At 32.7% G+C, this 24,539-nt stretch carries 37 protein-coding genes and 2 pseudogenes; 5 read left to right on the forward strand and 34 right to left on the reverse strand.

Going from position 1 to position 24,539, the window contains the following annotated elements; genetic code table 11:
• Window positions 1-167 precede the first annotated feature (167 nt).
• The 22 genes from E2R53_RS20785 to E2R53_RS20890 all read right to left on the reverse strand — a co-directional run bounded on the left by E2R53_RS20785 (window position 168) and on the right by E2R53_RS20890 (window position 15,535).
• Window positions 168-1,214, reverse strand: coding sequence for a DUF4030 domain-containing protein (locus E2R53_RS20785; protein WP_133313638.1), 1,047 nt, complete (start codon window positions 1,212-1,214; stop codon window positions 168-170).
• Window positions 1,204-1,728 (reverse strand): sigma-70 family RNA polymerase sigma factor, encoded by a 525-nt coding sequence (locus E2R53_RS20790; protein WP_353653493.1) that lies wholly within the window; start codon window positions 1,726-1,728, stop codon window positions 1,204-1,206. Before E2R53_RS20790 ends, E2R53_RS20785 begins: the two co-directional genes overlap by 11 nt.
• A 328-nt stretch (window positions 1,729-2,056) precedes the next feature.
• Window positions 2,057-2,473 (reverse strand): ABC transporter permease, encoded by a 417-nt coding sequence (locus tag E2R53_RS20795; protein WP_286166351.1) that lies wholly within the window; start codon window positions 2,471-2,473, stop codon window positions 2,057-2,059.
• 28 nt (window positions 2,474-2,501) lie between these two features.
• Window positions 2,502-2,966 (reverse strand): hypothetical protein, encoded by a 465-nt coding sequence (locus E2R53_RS20800; RefSeq protein WP_133313640.1) that lies wholly within the window; start codon window positions 2,964-2,966, stop codon window positions 2,502-2,504.
• 128 nt (window positions 2,967-3,094) lie between these two features.
• Window positions 3,095-3,682: a hypothetical protein gene (locus E2R53_RS20805; RefSeq protein ID WP_133313641.1), complete on the reverse strand. Its 588-nt coding sequence runs from the start codon at window positions 3,680-3,682 to the stop codon at window positions 3,095-3,097.
• An 87-nt stretch (window positions 3,683-3,769) separates the two neighbouring features.
• Window positions 3,770-4,060, reverse strand: a complete 291-nt coding sequence (locus tag E2R53_RS20810) for a hypothetical protein (RefSeq protein ID WP_133313642.1) — start codon at window positions 4,058-4,060, stop codon at window positions 3,770-3,772.
• A 114-nt stretch (window positions 4,061-4,174) separates the two neighbouring features.
• Window positions 4,175-4,645, reverse strand: coding sequence for a GNAT family N-acetyltransferase (locus E2R53_RS20815; protein WP_286166352.1), 471 nt, complete (start codon window positions 4,643-4,645; stop codon window positions 4,175-4,177).
• A gap of 139 nt (window positions 4,646-4,784) precedes the next feature.
• Window positions 4,785-5,387 (reverse strand): hypothetical protein, encoded by a 603-nt coding sequence (locus E2R53_RS20820; protein WP_133313644.1) that lies wholly within the window; start codon window positions 5,385-5,387, stop codon window positions 4,785-4,787.
• A gap of 37 nt (window positions 5,388-5,424) precedes the next feature.
• Entirely contained in the window at window positions 5,425-5,739 is a 315-nt protein-coding gene (locus tag E2R53_RS20825; RefSeq protein ID WP_133313645.1) for a hypothetical protein, read from the reverse strand.
• 670 nt (window positions 5,740-6,409) lie between these two features.
• Window positions 6,410-7,507, reverse strand: a complete 1,098-nt coding sequence (locus tag E2R53_RS20830; protein WP_133313646.1) for a hypothetical protein — start codon at window positions 7,505-7,507, stop codon at window positions 6,410-6,412.
• A 279-nt stretch (window positions 7,508-7,786) separates the two neighbouring features.
• Window positions 7,787-8,629: a tyrosine-type recombinase/integrase gene (locus E2R53_RS20835; RefSeq protein ID WP_133313647.1), complete on the reverse strand. Its 843-nt coding sequence runs from the start codon at window positions 8,627-8,629 to the stop codon at window positions 7,787-7,789.
• A 261-nt stretch (window positions 8,630-8,890) separates the two neighbouring features.
• A complete protein-coding gene (locus tag E2R53_RS20840) occupies window positions 8,891-9,079 on the reverse strand; it encodes a hypothetical protein (protein WP_133313648.1) in 189 nt (62 codons plus the stop codon).
• A gap of 270 nt (window positions 9,080-9,349) precedes the next feature.
• Window positions 9,350-9,922, reverse strand: coding sequence for a hypothetical protein (locus tag E2R53_RS20845; RefSeq protein WP_133313649.1), 573 nt, complete (start codon window positions 9,920-9,922; stop codon window positions 9,350-9,352).
• A gap of 96 nt (window positions 9,923-10,018) precedes the next feature.
• The gene (locus E2R53_RS20850; RefSeq protein WP_133313650.1) at window positions 10,019-10,375 is read right to left on the reverse strand and encodes a hypothetical protein; all 357 of its coding nucleotides are present in this window, start codon (window positions 10,373-10,375) and stop codon (window positions 10,019-10,021) included.
• Window positions 10,376-10,428: 53 nt separating this feature from the next.
• A complete protein-coding gene (locus tag E2R53_RS20855; protein WP_133313651.1) occupies window positions 10,429-10,794 on the reverse strand; it encodes a lipoprotein in 366 nt (121 codons plus the stop codon).
• Between the two features lie 206 nt (window positions 10,795-11,000).
• The gene (locus E2R53_RS20860; protein WP_133313710.1) at window positions 11,001-11,624 is read right to left on the reverse strand and encodes a DUF3885 domain-containing protein; all 624 of its coding nucleotides are present in this window, start codon (window positions 11,622-11,624) and stop codon (window positions 11,001-11,003) included.
• 139 nt (window positions 11,625-11,763) lie between these two features.
• Window positions 11,764-12,207, reverse strand: coding sequence for a hypothetical protein (locus E2R53_RS20865; RefSeq protein ID WP_133313652.1), 444 nt, complete (start codon window positions 12,205-12,207; stop codon window positions 11,764-11,766).
• 612 nt (window positions 12,208-12,819) lie between these two features.
• Window positions 12,820-13,287: an NUDIX hydrolase gene (locus E2R53_RS20870; RefSeq protein WP_133313653.1), complete on the reverse strand. Its 468-nt coding sequence runs from the start codon at window positions 13,285-13,287 to the stop codon at window positions 12,820-12,822.
• 51 nt (window positions 13,288-13,338) lie between these two features.
• On the reverse strand, window positions 13,339-13,806 hold the full coding sequence (locus E2R53_RS20875; RefSeq protein ID WP_133313654.1) for an NUDIX hydrolase: 468 nt from the start codon (window positions 13,804-13,806) through the stop codon (window positions 13,339-13,341).
• Between the two features lie 137 nt (window positions 13,807-13,943).
• Window positions 13,944-14,372, reverse strand: a complete 429-nt coding sequence (locus E2R53_RS20880; RefSeq protein ID WP_286166353.1) for a hypothetical protein — start codon at window positions 14,370-14,372, stop codon at window positions 13,944-13,946.
• Between the two features lie 139 nt (window positions 14,373-14,511).
• Complete coding sequence (locus E2R53_RS20885; RefSeq protein WP_133313655.1) at window positions 14,512-14,886, reverse strand: hypothetical protein; 375 nt, start codon at window positions 14,884-14,886, stop codon at window positions 14,512-14,514.
• 133 nt (window positions 14,887-15,019) lie between these two features.
• Window positions 15,020-15,535 (reverse strand): hypothetical protein, encoded by a 516-nt coding sequence (locus tag E2R53_RS20890; protein ID WP_133313656.1) that lies wholly within the window; start codon window positions 15,533-15,535, stop codon window positions 15,020-15,022.
• 318 nt (window positions 15,536-15,853) lie between these two features.
• Here E2R53_RS20890 and E2R53_RS20895 point away from each other — a divergent pair.
• Window positions 15,854-16,426: pseudogene (locus E2R53_RS20895) on the forward strand (IS1595 family transposase); the annotation flags it as partial.
• A 27-nt stretch (window positions 16,427-16,453) separates the two neighbouring features.
• A complete protein-coding gene (locus tag E2R53_RS20900) occupies window positions 16,454-16,954 on the forward strand; it encodes a hypothetical protein (RefSeq protein ID WP_133313657.1) in 501 nt (166 codons plus the stop codon).
• A gap of 386 nt (window positions 16,955-17,340) precedes the next feature.
• On the opposite strand, the gene E2R53_RS20905 is transcribed toward E2R53_RS20900, so the two are convergent.
• The 6 genes from E2R53_RS20905 to E2R53_RS20930 all read right to left on the reverse strand — a co-directional run bounded on the left by E2R53_RS20905 (window position 17,341) and on the right by E2R53_RS20930 (window position 19,870).
• The gene (locus E2R53_RS20905; RefSeq protein ID WP_133313712.1) at window positions 17,341-17,634 is read right to left on the reverse strand and encodes a hypothetical protein; all 294 of its coding nucleotides are present in this window, start codon (window positions 17,632-17,634) and stop codon (window positions 17,341-17,343) included.
• 101 nt (window positions 17,635-17,735) lie between these two features.
• Window positions 17,736-18,005: a hypothetical protein gene (locus tag E2R53_RS20910; RefSeq protein WP_133313658.1), complete on the reverse strand. Its 270-nt coding sequence runs from the start codon at window positions 18,003-18,005 to the stop codon at window positions 17,736-17,738.
• 97 nt (window positions 18,006-18,102) lie between these two features.
• Window positions 18,103-18,330, reverse strand: coding sequence for a hypothetical protein (locus E2R53_RS20915; RefSeq protein WP_133313659.1), 228 nt, complete (start codon window positions 18,328-18,330; stop codon window positions 18,103-18,105).
• An 88-nt stretch (window positions 18,331-18,418) separates the two neighbouring features.
• Window positions 18,419-18,715, reverse strand: coding sequence for a hypothetical protein (locus tag E2R53_RS20920; RefSeq protein WP_133313660.1), 297 nt, complete (start codon window positions 18,713-18,715; stop codon window positions 18,419-18,421).
• Between the two features lie 214 nt (window positions 18,716-18,929).
• Window positions 18,930-19,361 (reverse strand): hypothetical protein, encoded by a 432-nt coding sequence (locus tag E2R53_RS20925; RefSeq protein WP_133313661.1) that lies wholly within the window; start codon window positions 19,359-19,361, stop codon window positions 18,930-18,932.
• 80 nt (window positions 19,362-19,441) lie between these two features.
• Window positions 19,442-19,870 carry an HIT family protein gene (locus E2R53_RS20930; RefSeq protein ID WP_133313662.1) on the reverse strand — a complete coding sequence of 143 codons (429 nt, stop codon included), beginning with the start codon at window positions 19,868-19,870 and terminating at the stop codon, window positions 19,442-19,444.
• A gap of 187 nt (window positions 19,871-20,057) precedes the next feature.
• On the opposite strand from E2R53_RS20930, the gene E2R53_RS20935 reads away from it, so the two are divergent.
• Window positions 20,058-20,273: a DUF6366 family protein gene (locus E2R53_RS20935; protein WP_133313663.1), complete on the forward strand. Its 216-nt coding sequence runs from the start codon at window positions 20,058-20,060 to the stop codon at window positions 20,271-20,273.
• 175 nt (window positions 20,274-20,448) lie between these two features.
• A complete protein-coding gene (locus E2R53_RS23420; protein ID WP_165971062.1) occupies window positions 20,449-20,622 on the forward strand; it encodes a hypothetical protein in 174 nt (57 codons plus the stop codon).
• A 106-nt stretch (window positions 20,623-20,728) separates the two neighbouring features.
• On the opposite strand, the gene E2R53_RS20940 is transcribed toward E2R53_RS23420, so the two are convergent.
• From E2R53_RS20940 to E2R53_RS20950, 3 genes are all read right to left on the reverse strand, one after another.
• Window positions 20,729-20,917, reverse strand: a complete 189-nt coding sequence (locus E2R53_RS20940; RefSeq protein WP_133313664.1) for a hypothetical protein — start codon at window positions 20,915-20,917, stop codon at window positions 20,729-20,731.
• A gap of 185 nt (window positions 20,918-21,102) precedes the next feature.
• Window positions 21,103-21,543, reverse strand: a complete 441-nt coding sequence (locus E2R53_RS20945; protein WP_133313665.1) for a hypothetical protein — start codon at window positions 21,541-21,543, stop codon at window positions 21,103-21,105.
• 479 nt (window positions 21,544-22,022) lie between these two features.
• Window positions 22,023-22,442: an Lrp/AsnC family transcriptional regulator gene (locus E2R53_RS20950; protein ID WP_133313666.1), complete on the reverse strand. Its 420-nt coding sequence runs from the start codon at window positions 22,440-22,442 to the stop codon at window positions 22,023-22,025.
• A gap of 145 nt (window positions 22,443-22,587) precedes the next feature.
• Between E2R53_RS20950 and E2R53_RS20955 the strand changes: the two genes are divergently transcribed.
• Window positions 22,588-22,788: a DUF1272 domain-containing protein gene (locus E2R53_RS20955; RefSeq protein WP_133313667.1), complete on the forward strand. Its 201-nt coding sequence runs from the start codon at window positions 22,588-22,590 to the stop codon at window positions 22,786-22,788.
• Window positions 22,789-23,060: 272 nt separating this feature from the next.
• On the opposite strand, the gene E2R53_RS20960 is transcribed toward E2R53_RS20955, so the two are convergent.
• From E2R53_RS20960 to E2R53_RS23825, 3 genes and pseudogenes are all read right to left on the reverse strand, one after another.
• Window positions 23,061-23,303 carry a YolD-like family protein gene (locus tag E2R53_RS20960; protein ID WP_165971063.1) on the reverse strand — a complete coding sequence of 81 codons (243 nt, stop codon included), beginning with the start codon at window positions 23,301-23,303 and terminating at the stop codon, window positions 23,061-23,063.
• 232 nt (window positions 23,304-23,535) lie between these two features.
• Complete coding sequence (locus E2R53_RS20965) at window positions 23,536-24,141, reverse strand: zincin-like metallopeptidase domain-containing protein (RefSeq protein WP_353653495.1); 606 nt, start codon at window positions 24,139-24,141, stop codon at window positions 23,536-23,538.
• Window positions 24,133-24,373 (reverse strand): annotated as a pseudogene (locus E2R53_RS23825) (ArdC-like ssDNA-binding domain-containing protein); the annotation flags it as partial. The gene E2R53_RS20965 and the pseudogene E2R53_RS23825, both read right to left, overlap by 9 nt.
• Window positions 24,374-24,539: the final 166 nt, after the last annotated feature.

Consider the following 24,539-nt stretch of genomic DNA (forward strand, 5'->3'; position numbering starts at 1 on the left):
TGGAATAAAGGACACGACTCCCTTTTTGTGAATAGCTCTCTTGAATATAATATCCAATAAGGTCCTATTTGCTTGTTTAGAAATAAGATTATCTTATTTCTTTCGATTCTTTTTAACATAATCGTGCTTATCTAAATAAAAATGGCTGACTAAGCAGCCTTTTCTCTTTAATTTATCTTCTTATTGTCCTTGCTATTTACAATAATTTCATAAGATTCATTCTTTAATATTGAGGATATTTCTTCTGATGTTAGAAAATCAACAATCATTGATTCAATTTCAGTTCCAAGTGATTTAGCTGTTGGATCAGAACTTAAGATGGAGGTCTTTATCATAATGCTCAACGGTTTACTTTTATAACTTACCCCTGTAACCTTAAATTCCTTTTTCGACAAAAGCCCTTCAGCAATCACAGGTATAATTTGAGCTCCTTTATCGGGTTTTGTTACCTTCACTGTTACTCTCGTTACATTAATTCTATAACTTTTATATTTATTCGCATTTGCAACTTCTATGGCTTTTTTTTCAATAGTATCTTGAATCGAATTGTAGTATTCCTTGGAACCCACAATATTTATAAAAATTGTTTTCTCTGTGGGGTCGACCTGTACCATATCAAATTTATAGTCCAATTGTTTGAGCTTTTTTGTAACCTCACTTTCAAGTTGGTTTTTTTCTATCGTTTCTTTGTCATTAAGGACATAATCACTTTTGGCTACAAATTTATTAACTTTTACTGAATATGCATCATATCCTTTTGATATTAAAACTCTATTTACAATCTTTTCGACATCATCTTTTACTTCATTGTAATAATCATCTGAACCCTCTATACTTACTTCAACTATTTTTTCAGGCTCGTATCTGATTCCTGTCGTAATGTTATAACCTTTTTCCAGTAGTTCATCGTAAATCAAGCTATCTACTGATTGAGATTGAAAAATAAATTCTAGATATGGAATATTAGAAATTACCTTTGCCATAGTAGGAGAAACAAAAGCAGAACTTATAAACAAACCAAGTAATAATACAGCAACACTGCTAAAAAACATTGTTTTTTTTCTAAGACTCCATATTTTTCTATCACCTTTGCTATCAGGTTTAAGTTGCTTTTCATAATCTTTTTTTGCATTCTCCATCCCTAATATAACCCTATTATTTAATTCCATTGGGATCTCTATTTTATTCATCTCTTGCCTTATCTTATTGTCCATACATATCTGACCTCCTAGTTTTTTTGCGAAGGTTTTGTAATGCTCGATATAAAACGGATTTCACGGTGCTTAATGGTTTATTTAAAATCTCTGAAATCTCATTAAAAGTGTATCCTTGATAGTATTTTAGTAATAGAACAGTTTTTTCATCATCATTTAGTGCTTCCAATAAATCTTGTAGGGTTAGTGACAAAGGGATATCTTCCGTACTGTTAAAAATAACAACCTCTTTGTTTAAATGAATCACTTTCTTTTTTTTCCTTAATAAATCAATTGCACAATTTATCGTAATTTTAATGATCCAAGTTTTAAAAAGCTTCAAGTCATTCAAAGTATTAAATTTTAGAAAGGACTGGTATGCTGTTTCCTGAACAATGTCTAGTGCATCATCTTTATTATTCACGTAAATATATGCCATCCTGTAAATATCCTGTTCGTATAGCCGAAATAGCCCTAAAAAAACTTTATCATTATCCCCTGGATTTATTGGATTAGGCTCAATTATGTTGATCACCTTCTTTTGTTTTTTGTGTATACCTATTAGACGAAAAACTTCCTATTTTAGCCGAAGGTTTTTTAAAAGTCCTAAAATACTTAGTCAGTATTGATAAAAAATTGTTTGAAAGCAAAAAGTAGTGTTATTATCAGACAAAATGTTAGTAAAAACAGTAATAATTTCCATATAAACGACCTTATAGGCAATGAAAAAAGAATCTTCGATTGGAAGATCCTGTTATACTTCTTATTAAACTAAAGCCCCCGATAATTGAAAAACTTTTCTTATAAAAAACAAGGAGTATTAAATATGAGTATTGAATTTGCTCTCCTTGTTTTTTCTATCTTCACTGGTTTAAATTACGTTGTCTTATTAAATTCTTAATCACGGAAATGATACCGATAATGAAATAGAGTATTCCATTACTCACTATGACTATACCTATGAAAGCAGCCCCAAAGGCTGCTCCTACACCGTCTCCACCCATACTGTGGTCAACCTTTACAAAAACAGAGCCCGATATAAAAGCAATTATTGGTCCTAGAATTCCAATAATTAAACCAGACCCCCATAAAGGCATTTTTTCTTTCTTGTATAAAGTTATAGCTAAGATATTTAAAACTAATAGACTCAAGAATAATACGCTCCAGATTGCTCCATCACCACTCATATAAGCATCTCCTTCAGATATTTTTAGGATAAACCCTTTTTCAACAATCTTGCCCAATTCCTCAATAAGAAAAGGCGACACTTTGTTAAGCAATGCCCCCGATTGTAGAATTGAAATAATATTAATAAGTAATTAAATCTAAGAAATCTAAAAAAGAAATTACACTTAAAAATGAAATGAAGACACCAACTGGAAGTAAAAGAAATATAATTGCCTCTTTACCGGTATAGGTTGGTTTTTTCTTGTATAAAAGCTGGTCAGTGATTAAAAAGATTCCTGCTGCCAATAAACTTAACCATCCCAAGATTAATCCAAAAAGAAAATGAAAGATACTTGATATAAATAAACTTATATACTTTACATCAATGTATCTTTTTGATAGTTCACCAATTTTATCACTAAGAATAGATGTAATTATTCCATATAAAAAAATTGCTGGCACTACATAAATCATATACATTGGAAGGGAAGAAATGAAAGAATGAAAAATAGAGCCATTATAGCCATATGGATTAAAGAATATACTTAAAAATAGTGCGTATAGAGTACTTGAAATGGAAGCAGATATTATTTTACGTGACATCATATTTTAGGTTAACCCCTTAACTTTTAATCGTTAAAAACAGGATATATTTACAGTAATCGCCTCCGATTTGTTGAGGATGAAAAAAGTGTTGAGCAGACTTCCTTGATTGAATTCTCCCGTGGGTAGAATTACTTTCTGTTCAAATAATTCAATTCCATTTCTATATCACTTTTTATTATTTCTGAATGACTAATAGTATTTTTAGTAATTGGAAACTCTGATCTATGTTCTAGATAGAATTTTAATTGCAAAAATGTGCTTAAAGGAAAATCGTGCTCAATCCACATATTCTTATATCCGACAATCCCATATTCTCTCAGGATTTTTTCAGCTTCACCAATCACTTCACCTAGGAAATTGTCGTAGTAACACTCATTATTTAGTTCTATCTTAGGATTTTCATCACCATTGTCTTCCTCATAGGACGTGACTTTTAATTGCATTTTTCCATCACCCAAATAGCGAAAGTGCCAATCCGTTCTACTAGGTTCTGCATCCCAAAAGAGTTCAGAACCAGAATCCACATAAACATCTTCAGTATAAAAGGGATTAATATTTAATAAGGCTTGAAGTAAATCACCTAGAGCATTGGTTAGATAACCTGCCGTGAAAGAATATTTCCTTGAATTCATTTCTAAATGACATTCCGCCCAACCTGCACCAGTCAATTTATATATAAATACCAAATTATTCACCATCCAAAAATATTGTAACAAAGCCTTCCTCAACAATCAGCCCAATTCCTCAATAAGAAAAGGCGATTCATTGTGCTGCAATCGCCCCCGATTGCTGAAGAAGCAAAGTTACTCTATACCAAAAACGTGAGACATAATAATGCCTGTCATTAATGCAGCAAAAATAAAAGTTGGGATAGAAATTAAAATCTTATTTCTTAATGAAATGGTATAAAACCGTTTAAACAATTTTTCAAACAGAATATAAAAAACCGCAGCAAAAATACATAGAGATATTAGACTTGCTATTAAATCAACTTTTGTAAAGGGTGGCTTGAGGTAGCCATCCAAATAATAATTTAAAATAACCAATAAACTAAATAACATAAACTCATAAAAAAGAAATTTAAGATACTGCATTTAACTACTCCTCTTATCAAGCATATCCTTATTCAACAAATTTGCCCTTTAATTTAATAATAAGAGGCGGTAATTTGTTTAAGAATCGCCCCCTATATTTGAAGATAGAGAGGGCTATAAACCAATTTCCATCCGTCTTATTTTAGTCTTTAAGTCCATTGATTCATAAAATTTTATAGCGTTTTCGTTAAATTCATAAACACCTAATTCCAACGAGTCTGCTTCTATGTTTTTTGCAAATTCCAATATCTTCTGAAAGAAAATTTTCCCCAATCCTTTTCCTCTGTGCTGAATGTCAACACCGAAGTCGTTCATATAGACAACTTTCTTTGGAATTATAATGGGTCTTTCCTTTGTATTTTTTATATTAATGATTGAATAAGCAATTGGTCGGTCTTCTACTAACACGAAAACCTTTGAGTTTTCTTCATCAATCAAATTATCGAAATACTCCTTATCTAAAGTGGTATCAGCCATCTTATAATGGTCAGGTCTTTCCTTTGTATGTATTTCGTGAACTTGTTTTTGCAACTGATGAACTGCTTCATAATCATTTTTTGTGGCTTCTCTAAAGTGCGTATCCAATTTATTCTCCCCCTTGAAGTTTGTTATTACAAAGTGTTTGTTCTTTAACTAAACTGCCCAATTCCTCAATAAGAAAAGCCGATCCAATTTGCTGCAATAGCCCCCTTTAATTGAAGATCAAATTACAAACCTTAGAGTATTACTTCACAAGTCTGATATATTCAATTCTCCAGCTTATAGCCTCGTCGTTGAATCCTTTTGACTTAATCATTGCAAATTGATAATTGTATCCGATCATTTCCGTTGTTTTATAAGTGAGGAAAACTCTTTCTCCTTCAATTTTAAACTCCTCAAGATCAAGCACTGAATTAGGACACCAATCTATGGCTCCTCGATTTCTAAATGAAACACTGTTAGGGCAAGTTCCTTTAGTTGTGCCGAAGTTTGTGTACATTGAGTATGCAAAATAATCTATCGCCTTGCCGAATGATTCTTCACCTTTATATTCTTCGACTGTACGTACTGCTTCTAAGAAATCTTTGTACGAAACTGGTGATTTAATACTTTCAATTTCTTTTTCGAGTTCGGAAATATTGCTTTTCAATCGTTCATTTTCATTCATTGTCTCTTCAATCTGATTTAAACGCTTTGCTTTATCCTGTTTAAAAGCCGAAACCTGCTCTGAGAGTTTGTCCTTTTCATTTTGAAGTTCCTCTGCAACATTATCCATTCTTAAGTTATCGGTAATAATCATTGCGAGAAGAATTAAAAATGCAATGAATACATAAGTTCTTTTTTTCAATAACGTTCCCCCACCTCATTCTTCAATTCATTAAAAGCTAGTAAAGAAAATAATAAATAATAAAATAGCTCATAAAAAACAATATGGAGCCAACTAAAAAGGGATTAATAATCAAGTAACTTTCTTCTCGTTTAATTTGATAACTTCCTGCCATTGCACTGAAAACGGAGTACTCGAAATTACTTGACAGAAATCCCCCAGAAGAACTAAGCAAGAAAGCGAGGAAAACAAATAAAGATGAACCAAAGAACATAGTCTCTGGAAAACGGGTATTAAAAGTAAAAATGATAGCAGTAATTAATATAGATTCAATTACCACTGTTAAAAAGATTAATAAAATATACTTCTTCATAATTACACCCCCGTTATATATATGACTTAATATACGAAATTAAGTTATAAATGTTTCATTTTTCTGATAGTTATAAAGGTTAAATTTCATTAATTGCTCCTCTGGCTTAATTTCAAATCAAAAAAGGCTACAGTTAATGATGCAGGCCCATTAATTTTTACTTCTCCTATGTTTCTGCTTATTCAACAATCCTGCCCAATTCCTCAATAAGAAAAGGCGATCCACTTTGCTGCAATCGCCCCCGATTGTTTAATAAGGATTGTAATTTTATTGCGGAAAGCCTACATCAAAAGATCTGTTGTTTATTACTACTCATCAATTGAAAGGTTCCCTTCTCTATCGTGAACCTTCAACATATCACGGCGAACGACATCCTGAGAAACCAAAAGTGTTCCGTGCTCCAAATGATTTTGAAGACTTTTCGCAGTCGTTGTTTTTCCACTCCCCGAATTTCCTTGATTATTAGCTTAGTTTCCATATTCTCCTCCTATTAATATTTTGTATCGGTAGTATTTCTATATCGCCTTAAATATTCCTCTTAATGGCTTCACTGCCCCCTTGTAAAACAAAAAAGCTGCCTAAGCAGCACATTGTTCTTCAACTGTTGTTGAAGAAAAAGAGAGACGCATTATTCCGAAATTGCTTCAAAAGTTGAAGATACAACCGAACATTAGTAGATAATTTCTTCAATTAATTTTTCAACGATATCCATTTCCTCATAGACGGTGGCTAGCAAATCTTCTAAAGACTTAGCTGTATGTGTTTCCACCATAGCCTGGAAATAACTTTCACCAAATGACGGTTTAACTTCCTCCGAGAGCTTATAATGAAACAGATTGTTTCTCAAAGTATTTTCTTTAAATAATTTTTTATGAGTCTGTATAACTGTGGTAATTGTTTCTTGATGTTCTTCCAACTCTGCTAAATAGCCCGAATTAAATGCGAAATCTATTGCTTGGACGGAGTAATAGTAAATCAATAATTGAATTCTGTATTTCAGTGGATGTTCCTCTATTAGTAAATCTAAGAGCATGAGGGCAAAGTTTAATTGGCATTGCATATTCAGTAAATATAATGCCACTCCTCTATCGATAGCATTGTTAAAAATATTTCTGTGTTTTTTTTGGCTGTAAACATAATCTCGGTAAGTGAAATCATTACAATCTATAGTAGTAATGTAAGCCTCTTTCTTCAGCTGTGGTACGCCATCCTCTAATTCAGAACAAAACCTGCTTATGTATCTTGCGGACTGGCAACCAAATTTGTATAAACTCTCCCTAACTCCCATTACACTTGAATTAAATGGTTTAATATATAAGTTTATTTGACTGCTGTTGGCAAAAGGTTTGTTTTTGTAATAGAAAACGCCTAAGTCATCTTGCCCCAATATCTTCACATAAGCTAATTGCCACATATAATAATCTTTTATTAACTCATCATGAAATTTTGTCATTTCACTATCTAATATCTTGATTGAAGTTTTTATGTTTTTTTTATCAGTAAGTAATTTTGAACTGGCTCTTATTTTTTTGATAAGCGTAGTAAAGCTCATTCCATTTATATCTTCAAATTCACTAGAAAGTGCAACCGTATCTTCATATGGAAAGAGATTATCAATACCATCGCAAATCATTGACAAATAAGGTAATAATGAACTTGAAAAATACGAACGACTATCTAACGGTACATTATTTAATCGTTTTAGCATCTTTTCACTTTCGTATACTTCACTAATTAACTGACTTCTGGAGATTTGCAGTAAATCCATATAACACCTCGGTATCTATTCTCTTACGTTATCTTTCTCTTTTAAAAAGATTCGGTACATAATATATAACCAAAACCAACTTCTTCTTCTTATTGAACTAACCTGCCCCTTAGTTTAAGTACATTTCTTCACAATCTCACACCGATTTTAACATAAATATCCTGTTTTGTTTGGAAGTCTTATTCCATTAAACTGCCCAATTGCTTAATATCAATTATTTCAGAATATGTAAAAATTAACAATAAAAAAACGCACTCATTTAGATGCGTCTAATATTAATCAAAAGTATTTGCTATACAGATCTTGTCTGAGTTTACCGCTTAGCTGAGCATAAATTTTAGTGGTTTCGCTTTTTTCGTGACCTAGTAAACTTTGGATAACTTCGATAGGAGCACCGTTATTTATCATATGAGTTGCATAGCTGTGTCTAAGCTGATGTGGATGTATGTTCTTTTTTATCTCTGCTTTGCTTGATATTCGTTTAATAATGTATCTCATTAAGTCTATGCTCATTCTTCTGTTAGGACGTCTTTCTGTAACAAACAAGCTAACTTCTTGATCACTTCTTTCCTCAAGGTACCTTTTCAGCCATATTGCACATCGTGTATTAAAATAAACTTCTCTTTCTTTATCTCCTTTACCTTGGACAATGACAGAATTCGTAAAGAAATCAATATCATCTCTATTTAGCTTCACTACTTCGCCAATCCTGCATCCGGTTGAATAGATAAATTCAAATAATGCATTTTCTAACGTGCTACGACAAGCCTCACGCAATTGCTCAATTTCTACTTCATTAAGGAACTTTGGAATTCTCTTACCTAATTTAGGTTCTTTTAATTTCGCTGCCGGATTCTTTTTAATGATCCCTTCTTCATAAGTCCATCTAAATAAAGATCGGATACAACGAACTCTATGGCCAAGACTTGAGGGCTTTAAATGGTTTCCTTTATTGATTAGATAAGTTTTGAGCTTACTCGTAGTTATATCGTTCACATCAACATTTCCAAAGTAGCGGACTAGTAAATTGAATTGAAAACAGTAAGTTTTTACTGTCAGAACGGAATAACCTTCAATCGTTTTATCCAGCTGGTATTTTTCCCAGACTTCCGTTAATAGCATATAATCACATTCCTACCCTATAAGCCAATTAATCTTATTATTAATATAGGCTATTCGTGTGAATTACAAACATACTTATTCAACAATATGGGAAAAAGAGCATTTATATAAGGAGTCAGCAAGGACTAGACCAATTTTGTAGAATTCCATTATTAATTATTAAATTGAACCTGAGCTATCCAGGCTACATAAAAAAATTAAACAAAAAGGACGCTAACCTTTTATTGGATTAACGCCCCCGATTGTTAAGTAAAAATAATTTTATTCTGCATCCCTAATTACGATTTTGGTTAGAATTGCGGAAAAAATAATTGTTGTTCCGGCAAAAATTCCGGCATACAATCTACTGTCCCATTCTATAAAAGAATCTGAAATTGTAATTACAGTTGCAGCAATAAAGGACATAAGTATCATTTGAGGGATATTTAATTTCATTTTAAACTTTTCCATTGATAGCTTCTTTTTGGATCGTACAATTTTCTGAAGAATAATATTTTTATAAATAGACATATCTTTTTCCAGATAAGCCCCCGATTGTTTAATAAGGGTCAATGTTAGGTCTTAACCCTAATTATAATTTTGGATAGAATTCCGCATACAATAATAGTCAATCCAACAAAGATTCCAGCAAATATTCTGTTGTCCCAGCAAAAAGAAAAAACACACCAAATTGAACTTTCTCGTTGATATGACAATAGCGTAGCAAGTGTGCAGTAATTCTTATTTATTCAGATTAAACCGAGCAACTTCTTTTTTTCCCTCATATACAACGACGGTTGCATCTGAGGAGATTTTTAATAACTCTCCCATCGCTTCTCTTGAAGGAGCAACCTTAAATTCTGATTGGTTAGCATCCTGTACTCCCAATTCATAATAGATATCATATTTTCCCGTTTTTCCTTTTGGGATGATTCCATCGATTGACTCGCCAAAACCTACACCTGAATCCACATACTCATCAGAATTAAAAATATTGAATCCAATAATTTCCCTAGAAGCCTCAATCAACTTTTCACTTGGAATAATTTTAACAGTAACCTTATTTTTTGGATCTTCCTCACCAAGTTCATTCCAGCTGGTATTTTTAAGTCTAATGGAATAATAAAGAGCTGTTGGAATAACTTCTTCCCCTTTTCTTTCTCCATTCATAATCGTCATTGAGCCAAGGTGTGACTTATCGTTTTTTAGTTCTACAGTGGAATGAATTAGTTCGACCGGTGGTTTAGAAGAGCAAGCTGCAAGTAAAATAAAAAGGTAAATAAAGATGAACAACAATAGCAAACGCTTTTTCAATTTAATTCCCCCCTTCGCGATCAATCAACTTTATCTTAATTGATTTATGAATTTCCACTTTCTTATCAATAGAAATGCGTTACAAGTAGTTTTTGCTTAAATGAAGGATATTTTCAGAGTGAAAATTATCAAACCACAAATTAACGTTACGCCAATAAAAGAACCTATGAATATTGCAGGTGAGGCTTTTCTTTCAAACTCCACTTCGTTGGGAAGATTATTTGCATTTTCCCACGCTCTTCCTATATCCGGGATATATCTTTTAGTCTTTATATATCCTATTGTGAATGTGATTATATAGTAGATCAGATGTAAAATAACAGAACCTATAATTGCTTGAACTATTGTATTCAAACTGCTACCATCCTTTTTTAATTTGGTCCTGCCAAATTTTCTTCCCTCTCTAGAAACTATTTTAAACAGCAGTAAAGAATAAAGAATAACAATATCCATAAAATAAGACTTACCTTTCACCAGATAAGCCCTTTTATCGAATACTACAGGAACTAATTTAAAGAGAATGTTTCTTCTTTACCGTCCCACTTTATTGTTACGTTCTTTTCGCTCGCTTTAAATATTGACAAAGTATCTGCATTTTTATTTTCTTCCTTAAATGTTCCGTCAGAGTTTAATTCAATTGCTCCCATCCCCCATTGCCCGTTAGAACTGCTAAGTTTAAATTCGATCTCTCCTATAGAATTTATTTCATTTCCTTTGTATTGAATAATGAACTTATTCTTTTTTTCTTCAGTTTTAACTTCCGCAATTGCCTTCCAATTTTCTGTTTCTCCTATAAATTTTGTTTTGGGAGGCTCACTCTGGCAGGCAGATAAAACAAATAGCAATAGAATAAAAAGAATAAATCTTTTCAAATCAAATCGTCCCTTCCATAATTAGATTTTCTATAACTTAAAGGCAGCTTGTTCTTTTAATATATTACGTATGAATTATCTGTAAGTTTCAGAAATATCAATTTTGCTTACATAATCTTTATTCAACAATCCTGCACAATTCCTCAATAAGAAAAGGCGATCCACTTTGCTGCAATCGCCCCCGATTGTTAAATAAGGGTAATTCCTTATTTGAACACCATATCTATTTCATCCCTGTCGTAATCTAATATCCAATCATTGAATTGGTTATATAGATATCGTATGGATTCAGGAGAAGCAGCAAGCAGATCACACCCTCTGTCATCATAAACATTAAAAATGGTTTTTCTTTCAATATTTAAAAAATAAATACTATGAAAAATACTTGGTTTAATTCCTAAATCTTGATGACATATTGCTTTTAACATTGAAATGTATTTTATATCAGATGTCTTACATTTAAGAATAAACCTATGTGTTTTATATTTTCCATCTTCATTGTCTTCCGGGAAAATATAAGGTGTCACTGTATGCTCTATTTTATATAGGACTGATTTTTCATAAACATATGGAGAAAATAGCCTCCCTTTTTGTAAATAGGATTTTCTATCTCCAAAGTCATTTACATCTATTACAACCAAAATTTCTTCTTCTGCTGAATGTAATGAATTAAATAAAGTTAAAGCCCTATGATAAACCCCTTTTAAATATTGGCTGTTTTCGTAATAATATTCTCTATTCCACTCGACACCTAATTCGAACCGTATACCAATTTCCCAATTATAAAATAAAGGTGGCCGAAGATTTAAGTTTGAAAAATTCTCTTTCATATAGTCATTTAAAAACAAATCCGCACCTCGTTTGTTTCTTTTGTTTTATCAATCTTTATTCCGCAATCTTCAACAATTCCTCAATAAGAAAAGGCGATCCACTTTGCTGCAACCGCCCCCTGTAGCTGAATAAGACAATTCATTCATTTAGACGTAAATACAGTACTTCATTTGCATCAGGAGTTTTTAGTAGCAATTGAGAGTATTTGGTTAAGCATACTCCAATAAATTCCTCTTCATCACTGGTATCAACTTTTGCATTGAATTCTTCAGGCAAAAACAAAATATAATCCCCAGCAATTCTTTCCCATAAACCCTGTAAATATTTTAAATCTGCTTTGCTAATGATTTTAGTATATGGATTACTTATGTTTTTAACATTAATGCAGCTTGGCTCATACCACCAAAGAATAGTGAATTTTTCAGAACCATAAATACTTTTTATGTAGTCAAATAAGCCTATTAACAAGTCTGTATTTGGTTTTGCTAATGGGAATTGTATCAATTCCTTTAAATCAGCTTTTTGTCTTATATCTTGATCTAAACCAATTATATCTAAGAAACCTTCCCAAGAGCCTTCCATAATCGCCCTCCTTAGCTTGGTTAATATTTAGAAAATGTTATTGACCTATTTTGCTCGTTTTATTCAGCAATTGCCCTCGATTGTGGAATAACTCCTGATTTCTATTAACAGTAATACAATAAGATCATTTTTATATTTTATAAAGGAAAATGAATTAAAAATGCAGAATAAATCATACAATAATTTACAATTTATTAAAAACCTGAAAATGATAAAATATGAAAGCTGAAGGAGTTGGAATAATTGAAAAAATTACTTATTATCGCTGCATCAGTAATCTTTCTTGTATTAGGATTTATTGGAGTTGTTACTTTCTTCGCATAAACATTTTTGTTTTACAAACATCTTGTTCATAAGGTTTACTAATAAAATTTAAACGCTGATTACTAAAAAGGCTCGTTCCATTCTGAGACTTTTTTCTGTTTATGCCTGTTCATGGCTGCTCCATTAGTGCCCAAATTCCTCAATAAGAAATAGGCGATCCACTTTGCTGCAATCTCCCCCGATTGTTGAAGATCCTTCAGGAACATCCACGGTTCATTGATATTCCATAAATGCCCCCCGACTGTAGAATACTAATTGATCAAGTAAGAGGTTCCAAGGTTCCAACTTTCAACCAACAACAGGTAGTTTCTTCTCAGACAACACATCATTGATTACTCCTATATGTTCTAAAAATATATTATTAGGCAACTCATCTAACGAGAAAAACCTATTTTGTAGAGATTCCTCATTTTTTTCAACTAGAACTCCAGTATAATTATTACATTTAAAAAATACTTCAACTAAAGCTACTTGATCTCCATTAGGAAATGTTTTTTCTTTGTTTGGACCTGAGTAGATTCCAAACAAAGAAATCTCTCCAAGATGCAATCCAGTCTCTTCAAACACTTCTCTTTTGGCAGTGTCTTGAACAGATTCATTTAATTCCATAAAGCCACCTGGAAGTCCCCACTTTTGATTATCCGATCTTAGCTGCAACAACAAAAGACCTTTTGGATTGAACACCAAGGCACCTGCTACTACCATAATTACTTTTTCATTCCCTACCATTGACCTTAAATGTTTTATATAATCCACAAGATTACCCCATACTTTAATTTAAGAATCTAATACACATCCAATTAAAATTCATTTTATAACGGGTTTGGGTACTTCATTTTTCCAATCTAAAATAAAGGAAGATTGGTGCGGGTTAATATTTTTCGGTAATTCGGTTTTATGTAGAAAGCATAACTCTTTACTTTCATTGTTAGATTCTAAGATACCTGTATAATCCGTTGTATAAAAGATGATTTGTACACTATATACTTGATCACCGTTAGCATATTTAGCAAAGCCTTTTTCTCCTGAATATATACCAAACAGATCTAATTTGGTTATGAACAGACCTGTTTCCTCTAGGACTTCTCTTTTAACTGTTTCTTCAAAAGTTTCGCCAAGTTCCAGTATACCTCCGGGGATTCCCCAAAACCCATAATCTGTCCTTTGTTGCAACAGAATTCTTCCTTGTTCATCTTCAATGATGGCTCCGCAACCTACAGTGAGTAGGGTTTCTTGACCAATGAATTTTCTCATTGTTTTTACGTAATCGTTCATAATAGCCCTCTCTGAAAGTTAGAATTTTAACTGGTTTAAAATACTTCTCATAGTTAATTCAACAAATAGAGCGTTATCCCTCTTGGATTAACGCCCCCGATAACGGAATAACACTAACGTATAATTTCTGCAATTCTTTAGTGGTACCTAAACCAGACAAACCAACCTTGATCCTTACTTTTCGCTAAAAAAATTTGACCCTGACTTGAACTAGCCCCTTTAGAAAGCGGAAATTCTAAACGTACCAGCCAAGACTTATCTGCAATTCGCTTACCGCAAAAATTTTTAGCCATACCGTAATAGTTCTCTTCTTCTTGATTTCCACCCACAGTAAAAAAAGGGACTACCGATAAAACTTTCCACTGTGAATAGATATCAGGGTAGATTCCTACCTCATAAGTCTCTGGAATGAGTTTATTTAACGCATTAACCACGTCGTTTTTATCCTTAATTGATGTATCTTCTAACTTATCCAATTCTGGACATTCTTTTGGTTGAGCATTTACTGAAAAAGCTGCTGGATTTAATAGTAGCAGGAATAAAGTAATAAGCATCGATTTCTTCATAATTCACCTCTTTACTAATATTTCACATTAGAAAAGAAGTTATTATTCAGCCACTACAAACTTGAACAGATCTTACTAAATAACGACTTCCGCAAACGCGCCCGATTGTTTAAGAAGGCAGTAAAGATCCAATTTAGTCCTAATTGGGCCTAATATTTTGTCTGTACTTCTTCTCTCTACTCTTCTGATGTATGGTGTTCCATTTATTTGGATTCTTACTTCCGTTTCTTCTAGGCATCTTACCGAAATACTTTTCATATGTACCATCTAAATAATATTGATATGGAAACTCGACCCCAGCCAGAAGATTATCGAAATAAACAAGTCGTTGTGCCACCCCATCTCCTTCAATGTTCCGGTCAGAAAGGAGCAAAATACTCTTCATAAGTATTTTTGCATATTGCTTCGTAATTCTTTCGGTTTCTTTTGGTGATTCTCCATCAATTAAACTACGATATTCCTCTATATTTTCAATAAATACTTGGTTTTGCTCATTCGAGTATTCTTTTGACATTAAAACCCCTCCCTAGAATAATACTTATCTTAAGTAAGCGAAGATCTAACACTATATACTGCAATCGTCCCCTAGTCTTCAATAAAGAGAAGAGCAATCACACTCTGCTGCAATCGCCCCCGATTGTGGAAGATTAAACTCTTTCAATCCCTTCTCCAGAAACAACAAAATGAGGGCTTTTTTCTTTTGGGTTAAAGAACCTCCAATGCTCACTATCCTCATCGTCTTCTGAACTGTCTGGAAAGGTTTCTAACTTATAACCATTTGATAAAATGGCCGAGAATCCCCCGATATCATCTGCTTCAATTTCTTCTACTATTAATTGTTCATTATCGTTAAAAAAAGATTTAATCCGTTCATCAAATCGATTGTTACCTTGAATATCCCAATCGAAATCCTCATTAAGGTCGTCCCACTTCGAGTTTGGAGAATAGAAATCGCGAGAAGCTATAACAATTTTGTTTTCTAATGTAATCCTCCACGAACATTGTATATGTAATGCATATTCTGCTGTTTCTTCTGTTTGGCCTCTCCTAATAATTTGAACCATTTCTCCAAATCCCAGCCAAAATAGGTTAGAGGCTCTTCCTGCATACTGTAATTTCAAACCTTTTATTTTACCTAATTCAATTTCAATTGCTGCTCTCATTACTAGTCTCCTTATTCTAAAACAATAATTATTCCTTTTAAATTGCCCAATTCTTATCTAAAGGGTGATCACTATCTGCTGCTATCGCCCCCGATTGTTGAAAAACAAAATCAATCTTTATTTAGATATTTTTTCAAGGAATGGAGTTATGTAACTTCGATATTCTTCGGTCAATCCCTTAGGTAATTCATTCAAATTAAAGAACTTTAAATCCAATGATTCCTCTTTATCAATAATTAATTCCCCTTTATAATCCTTGGTTAAATAAACGGCAGTTACTGAATACAATTCATCCCCATTAGAAACCTTAAAGTAAAATTCAACGGGATTGTGGAAATGGATGAAACATACTTTCTTTACTCTGAAAAGGGAAAGAGAAAAATTACTGATAGAAAGCCTCGAAAACGTGGAGGTTCTTCGGAATATAGAGGCATTAGCAAAGACCAAGTATGTGTTCTTGTAGCTCGTGACCGTCAAAAGACAACTTTATCCTCAGTATTAGGTAGAGGAAGAATAAAAAAAAAAGTAGGAGAAAAACTATCTCAAGACAACATTCTTTGCACTGACTCATGGAGGGCATTTAGCACATACTCTAATGAAAAGAGTGTTGAACACTATCGTTTTAAGTCTGATGGGAAAGTTCGTGTGATTAAAGGTATATATCATATTCAAAACGTCAATAACTTCCACAGTCGTTTAAAACGCTGGATGAAAAGATTTAACGGGGTAGCTTCAAAATATTTGGAGCATTATTTGGCATAGTTTCGTTTTCTTGAAATAGAGGGATTTGAAGGCTCTGTGAAGAATTTAAAGGACATGGTGATTACATCTTGTTTGTACCCAGTTAATGAAACAAATCAAACACTAAGACTATCCCGTTTTACCGCTTAACTTTAATTTTTTGTGGGGGTTTTTATTATGTTTACAGTCGATAATTATATTGGTTCTATTAAAACCAACCTTGAAAAGCAATCTGATTTGTTAGTGAGTAATCTCAAAAATATCTTTGCTTACAACTTCTCAAATGATATAGATTTATTGGACTTCTCAGCATTCATTGAACCTACGAGGTTCGAGTTATCAATAAGAATGTTCTCAATGGATAAAGAAGCCAACGAAGTTTTCAATGAAGGAAATGATACAACGGTTTTTGCTGGTAGCGAAGAGATATTACCAGAAGTCGAATATCATCAGTTAAACGACAGTCAGTTAGATGATTTTTTTGAGTTTTATGAGCAAAATGAAGAGACATTAGTTCCACAAGAGCAAAAAGTTTTTACGGAATGGTTTAGCCAATGTTGGGAAAAAGCAGGTGGAGCTTCATTGGGTTTACCATCGTATTTTGTTTTTCAGGATGATTATAAATCGTTTGATTTAAAGAATAATAAATGGATTGATGATGAAGAAAAATGGTCATAAACATTTAAGAATGCCTATATTTCAAGGCATTCTTTTTTATCACCCAAAAATCAACATTAAAGATTAGCATAGCTTAAAAGAAAAGAATTCTAATGATGAATTATTAATTGTAAATGTTTTCCCTTTTGTATGATGTTTTAATTCTCTTCCTGGTTTACAAATCACTAGGACGTATTCAGATGATTTCTTAATTAACTCTCCTTGCCATTCATAATGAATGATATTTGGGTACTTTAATGCTGTAATGTTAATAATTTCTCCCCTAATAAAACACCCCTTTGTCCTAGTCCTTCAAAGAAAAAGCAATCACAGTTTGCTGCAATCGCCCCCTTTAACGGAATAACTAAAAAATAGCCTCATTCCTAAATCTTTAACTAACATATCCGTTAATTAAACAATCCTTGCTCTTTCCATTTGTCAAAATACTTTTGATAACCCATTTCCTCTGCTGTCATAGTGCATTGCGTATTTTCTAATTTAAAAGTATGAGATCCTGACAAGGCTTCATAACTTGGATTACCTTCCACATCACCAAAGAGCGTTTCAAATGTATTCACGTCCACAGAGTGTGTAATTCCATTCTCGTCAGTTTCAAGATGAATAAAATCAGCCTCTCCCTGTTCTGTCTGTCCCTTAAACATCAAACCTGCTTTATTCAAAGACACATATAATTGATTCATACTCAATTTCAACTCTCTTTTTTCATTACCTTTTTTATTCTTTAACCCTAAATTAAAGACGCTTTGTTAAGCAAACGTCCCCGATTGCGGAAAATTTATAACTATGTATTTTTCCTTCTAAATGACAAAGCAATTAATACTAAAGACAAACATACAATTCCGTATATGGGCGTTAACCAAATACGGTAGACTGATCCAGGCTCTCCATCTTGAAACTTAGTATCTATGTTGATGTTATTCCAGTCCAAACTAATGGGGTTTACCGCCTCTACAGAGAAGTGGGGAAGATAAAGTTCACTTTGGAATAAGGCAAAAATCAAATACATTAAACAACCGAGTAATAGTAGTGCAGCGGCTAATAGTTTTTTCATTACTTATTTATTGCTCCTTTAATAAGCTATTCTACTAAATTTCTCCAAAAAAAGCGTCAATCCTTCTTGGATTAACGCCCCCTTATACGGTTTTAAATTATTTCTTATTAAATTGCAAATAAACAAAGACAAGTATGATAGCAATTATTGAAATTATTATTGAGTACTCTAATATCGCAAAGAAAAAATCTTGATAAGAAGTTACTTCAGGTGAACCCATACCGTTTACATCTTCTGTGAACTTTGTTCTATTTAAGAATACTAATAGCAATGAAAAAGAAGAAATAAATGAATAAATAGCAGTTTTAACTAAAATTTTCTCCAAAATAAATTCCTCCATCTATGTAATGACATTGAATTGAATTATTAAACAACATTCTTCACTTCACTTCAATTAGAAGATGCGATAACTTTTAAGCAATAGGCCTAAAACTGAATCCAGGTTCACCGAGAAAATAGGCAAAGATAGTGAACAATATGATAATTGATGCAATTAAGACCATCCCTAAACCTATTGAGAAAACGTAGTTTGGCTTATTTATTTTCAGTAATGGGATGCCGCAAAGCAAGCTTGTAATTCCAAATATTAAACAGGAAGTAGCAGCTAAAACAGGAGGCAAAACAGAAAGCAACGAACTGATAAACATTAATATGAAAAACAGTTGCAATGTAAAACCAACCCACATAAACGAATTGTACTTAAAGGTCATTTAGTTCTCTCCTTTTTCAATTCTTTTATTCAACAATCCTGCCCAATTCCTCAATCAGAAAAGGCGATCCACTTTGCTGCAATCGCCCCCTTTAATGGAATAACTACAATATGGCCTCAGTCCTAAAATTGCTCAACTCACAATTCTTCTTTAACTAACGCACCCTTTAGTTTAAGTGTAATTGTTCACAAATTTATTAATTAATTAGTTACATCTATTTTTTTTCAATCGCCATACGCAAGTTCGAGATAACTCCAATAAGCAATACTAACGAACAAACCATTTTTTCAAAAGGTGTTCCAAACAATTGTAGTATAAATCCAAAAGACCAAAGTACAACAAAAAACCAACATATGACGGTTATTCCTCTTTTGTATTTATATAGTTTAATTCTACCAACAATCAACGTAAAAACTACTCCAATAATAGAAATAACAATACTTATAACAAATATTGGTAGCTGTTCAGCGAATGATTCAGACCTTCCACCATTAACCCATATGAATGGAATACTTTTGTTTAAAATAAGAAAGTGGATTAAGATAGTCAAAGAGTAAAAAATAATTCCCATAAATACAGCAGTTTTCATATTAATTTTCCTGAGTTTTTCTAAAATAAAATCACCCCATTTTTCTTCCTGTTTCAATTCATTCTTGTTGAACTAAACTGCGACGTTAGTTCAAAAGAAAAATGCTCTACTCTTTTTGAAGTAAAGCCCCCGATAACTTAAGATTGTAATTCTATTTGCCTCTTTAATTTTGCTTTAGTTTCCAAAAATTCATTTTTCTCTTTCGCATTATCTATCTGTTCTTCATAATAAAACGGTTCGCCTTCAAACCTCGGAATAATATGCATATGGTAATGACTTAGATCATTAAATTTCCCACCATTTTGGCAAATAGTAATTCCGTCTGGGGCGAATATTTTCTTTATGGCTTTTGAAATCTTCATAGATGCTTCCATAATGGCATTTGCCGTTTTTATATCTAGATCATCGACATCTAGATAGTGCTTTTTTGGAAGGATTAACGTATGACCTTCATTAAATGGTTCAATATCTAAAAAACAACAAATATATTCATTCTCATATACAACATTTACCGGTTCGATTTTATTAGCAAGCTTGCAGCCCAAGCATCCAAAATTTATGGACATATTTACATCTCCTTTCTAATTTATTGTTTTTACAGGAATGCTGGCCCCATACTTCAATAAGAATGGCGACACTTTGTTAAGCAATCGCCCCCGATTGTTGAATATGGAAAATTTTCTGCCTTAATCATCTCAATTCTCTTAAGAGATTTGAAACATATGTTAATATCTAGAAAATGGAGGTGTGATAATGATTGAAGAGAAACAGACACCTGAGATAAGAAGGGAAAAACTAAGACAAGAAGAATTAAAAAGAAACTCTTCTGGATATGTGAAAGATGCTTTCAACAGGGATGAAACCGGAAACCTTACTGATTTAGTTGGTAGTTTAGGATGGAAAGGTACTGGGATACTTATTTTGATAATGATTAAAGGTTTAATAATAGCAGCAATATTCTTAAAGTAAGAAACCTCTTTTTGAGGTTTTTATTATGCACTTCTTAACATTCGTTCCTCAAAAAAGCAATCACACTTTGCTAAAATTGCCCCCGACTGTAAAATAACCTATTAATGCTTTTAAAAATTGCTCACTTGTCCTCAAAATTTATATGGTATAATAATCCAATTAAGGAGGTGAAAAAATGAACGGTGATGCGATATTTGCTCTTTTTCCAATTATAACTATTCTGTTTTATATAGCTCCCATTGTATTTGTTATTTGGTTTCTTTTAAAATTTCTAAAAATACAACAGGAAAAGAATCAAATTTTAAGAAAGATTTCTGATAAATTAGATTCTAATAATACTAATTATTAATTTCCAGCTGAAAGAGTAAATTACTCTTTCTTTTTAATTTCCCTCTAATTATCCTTATTCAAGAATTGCCCCCGATTGTTTGATAAAGAATTTTAATTTTTTGTTTTTAATCTTTATCCCTGATAATAACCTTGGCTAGTATCCCACCTACAATAGTTGTCAATCCAGCAAAAATTCCAGCATATATCTTTTTATCCCAGTCTATAAGAGAATTTGAAATTGTAACTACTGTGGCAGCAAAAAAGGACATAAGTATTACTTGAGGGATATTTAATTTCATTTTTAACTTTTCCATCGAAAGCTCCTTTTCAGACAATAGAAATTTCTATTAGATACTACCAATTATTTCAAATGATAATCATAATAACAATACTATTTGTATAAAAAAAAGACTTATCTTGTTCCGGATAAGCCCCCTTTAATGTAATAAGCCAAATATAAAAATATATAATACTAGATTACAATCCCTCTTGTAACGTATTAATACTTCTGATTGCAAATAAAATCAATAAAGAATTTTTCTCTGCCTTCTTTATCACCTATGTATTTATTTGCAAATTTTTCATTCCATGATCCATCTTCAACAGAAAGCTCACTAACATCAAAACCAAGATATTTAAATAGTTTTGTCCTATATACATGAGTGTGGTATTCATTAATATTCAGAGTTACAGCATAAATTTCAGGAAATTCACGTAAGATTCTAACCGGCTCTCCTACGATGATTTTTTTAATTTTATCTCCAGTTAAAAAATAATTATCAAATTCTTCTCTAGTAAAACTTGAATCTTGATTATCGGTGATGAATTCATCAAATGTACTGTAGTAGGTAACAACCAAGTTATTACCAATCTTTTTTGTTTCTTTAATAAAAGCATTGCCTTGTAGTACAGCTATATATTGATTTAAAGTGTATTCCATATAATCACCCCTTTAAGTAATATGTACCTATTTTACACTAAATTTCATTTATTTGGTAATTATTGGCCTAACTTCTTATTCCACAATCCTGCCCTTTAATGGATTAACTGATATTTCCATTTTAATATAAAAGCTCTGCAAATAACTCATTATAAAATTGAAAAAACACACCATTTCATTTGCTAAATGGTGTGCTAAATAGTGCGTTTTTTAGTATACGTTTTTATTATTTTGCACCTCTGAACCGAACCTGTTAGTCAATTCTCTGCTTTTTATTGTTCCAAATGTATTAAATATTTATATTTAAACGAACAATTGAATATCTGGGTGGATAAGTTTCTATTTTCATATACAACACAATATATGTTAACTTATATTGTGTTGTATATGATGTCATTATTTCTGACAATATTGAGCTGAATGAACAAATCTGACAAAGTTTTGAGAATTAGTGCTCAAAGAATTATATTAACAAACGTCTAAATAACTTTATTAGAAACAGGAGAAGAAAGATTCATCATGGTAAGAGGTTCCCCGTACTCCATGGATGAATCAATAAACCCCTCCAATAGCTCATACGACTTAGTCACGATCTTAACAAGATAGCTGTACTCTCCAGTTAATCTATGACATTCAATAACTAAAGGATTTTCTCTGCAAAATTCTCTAAAAGCTTTACACCGGTGCGTTTTCATTAAAACAAATGCTTGAACCGGTTTATCAATCTTCACATTGTCAATTTCAGCTTTATACCCTTTAATAATTCCTTGGTCCTCCAACTTCCTTACTCGTACTGTGACTGCAGGAACGGATAAAGAAACTTTCTTTCCTAGCACTGTCATTGAAACTCTTCCATCTGCTTGCAATATATTTAGTATTTGACGATTAGTTGGGTCCATGAGACGCCACCTTTATTATTTTATTTAAATTTCCAAAAATACATTATTTTCTTAAGTATAACGAGCTAAACTCCATAAGAAAAGTATGTTTCAATCTTCATTATTAAACTAAAATAAGGATAATTAAAACATTGGAGGTTTTTACATGGGATTAGAAATGAAAACTGTATGTGAGAAATGCGAAGGGGAATTAAAAGGAAATGCATATATATGTGTAAATGAATGTACTTTTTGCGAGGACTGCACCATTGAAATGCTAAAGGTTTGTCCTAATTGTTCAGGAGAACTTGTTAGGAGACCTGAGAAAGCTGGTTATTGCCCTATCAGTGCACCAGTTAGTATGTAACACTCTTTAGCAGCCATTAAGGTTGCTTTTTAGCTTTAGGATTTTAGAATTCCAAAGGGAATATAGCAGATTAAATAAAAGGACATGATGAAATATACGACAAAATATACAATAACATATATGTTATTGTATATTTTGTATTTAACATTATTTAATGCTACTATCTTTTTAGAATAATTAAAGTTTTCATAAAACCCTAATTTGGTGCAAAGCCTTTATACTGAATGAGTCTAATCATTTTCACCTGAATTGAAAGATAAAGATATTCATAGTTAGTCATGATTATCCAATACATACAGAATAACAATCTCATTGAGCTGAATACGGACAATGTCATCAAATTGGTTAATGATTCTAACCTCGTCCGTTTCTTCATTCCAGTAATGGATGAATCCGATGAAATGGAGAACCTGACCGTTTTGCAAATAAATAATGGACGTTTCATGATGAAACTCCATCGCTAGAACGACAGTTTGCTGAATGCTCCTTGCTTTTTCGTTTGGCATTGTATTCATACCATTACCGCCTTTACCGTTCATTTATTATTCAGTATACGAATGTTTGTTCCCTTTTTCGATGATCATTTTATGCATTAAAGAATCCATTTATTCATGAGAACTATTCCTTTGAATGTAAAAGACAGGCTCGTATGCCTGTATCCCCAAAAAGAAAAAACGTACGTTTTTTAACCATGCGTGGAGGTGGCACCAGCGATTATGCTGGCGCCATTTATTAATTCTTTCATCCTTATACTGAATCCTTCCAAGTTTCTCCCAGAATATAATCTGAGGCTTTCTGAGCCTGTGAAGCAGCCTGCAGAACTAAACGATTTTCTTTCTTTAGAACTCTCACCCAAGAATCAATATAGCTCGCACTGTTATCTATCGTACTGTTGTCAATCCCTGCTATCCCGCACAGCATGGCCGCGCCCATTTCTGCCACTAATTCTTCTTTTGAATAGACCTCATCTCCAAACGCAACGCCTTTTGTCGTGATGCCAGTACGGGCCAGACGGCTAGTGTGTCCGGTGCTGTGGATCATTTCATGAAACAAGGTGCAGTAGTATTCTTCTGAGACCTTAAAATCGCTGATAGGAGGACAGTTAATCCGGTCCAATGTTGGATAGTAAACAGCTTGCCCGGACTGAAATGTATAATCGGGTGAATAGACATACCCTTTAAAGATTTCTTCTGCTTTTTCAATGGGGTCATGATTAAATGTTTCATAAGTGTTTTTGCTTTTTAAGCCGGTACATTGTTTATTAATCTCCCAGACCCTGTAATAGAAGGGTTTGGCATATTTCTTTTTCTCTTTTGACTCTTCGTCCTCTTTCTCCTTCCAAAGCCAATACACAATAATATGCGAATGCTTCATTTCCTCTCTTTTTATTCGTCCGCCAGCTTCTAATATCTGCTTCTTTGAAGCATATTCGCCCGGTTCAACAAGAAATGTATTAATGCCCCGGTAAGGTTGTTTTCCAGTTAACTGCGCTGGCATTTGACCACGGCTTCCGCCATGGCACCACCCCACTTTCAAGTTTTTCAATAATCTTCTCTGTAATGATTTCATATACGCTTTTTGCCATTTTGTTTCCTCCTTTAATTTCCCTTTGGAATCAGAAGCGCTGATGTTCCCCAAAGGGGATGATTTTTCCCCTTTTGCAAGGAGAACGAAAAGCACGCATAGGCAAGTGGTCAAGGGCGGTTTGAGCACAAAAGTTTTTTATGCGGCAGGCGCCTTTAAAAAAGTTT

The organism is Peribacillus frigoritolerans (genome assembly GCF_004358755.1).
Lineage (GTDB): Bacteria > Bacillota > Bacilli > Bacillales > Bacillaceae > Bacillus_P.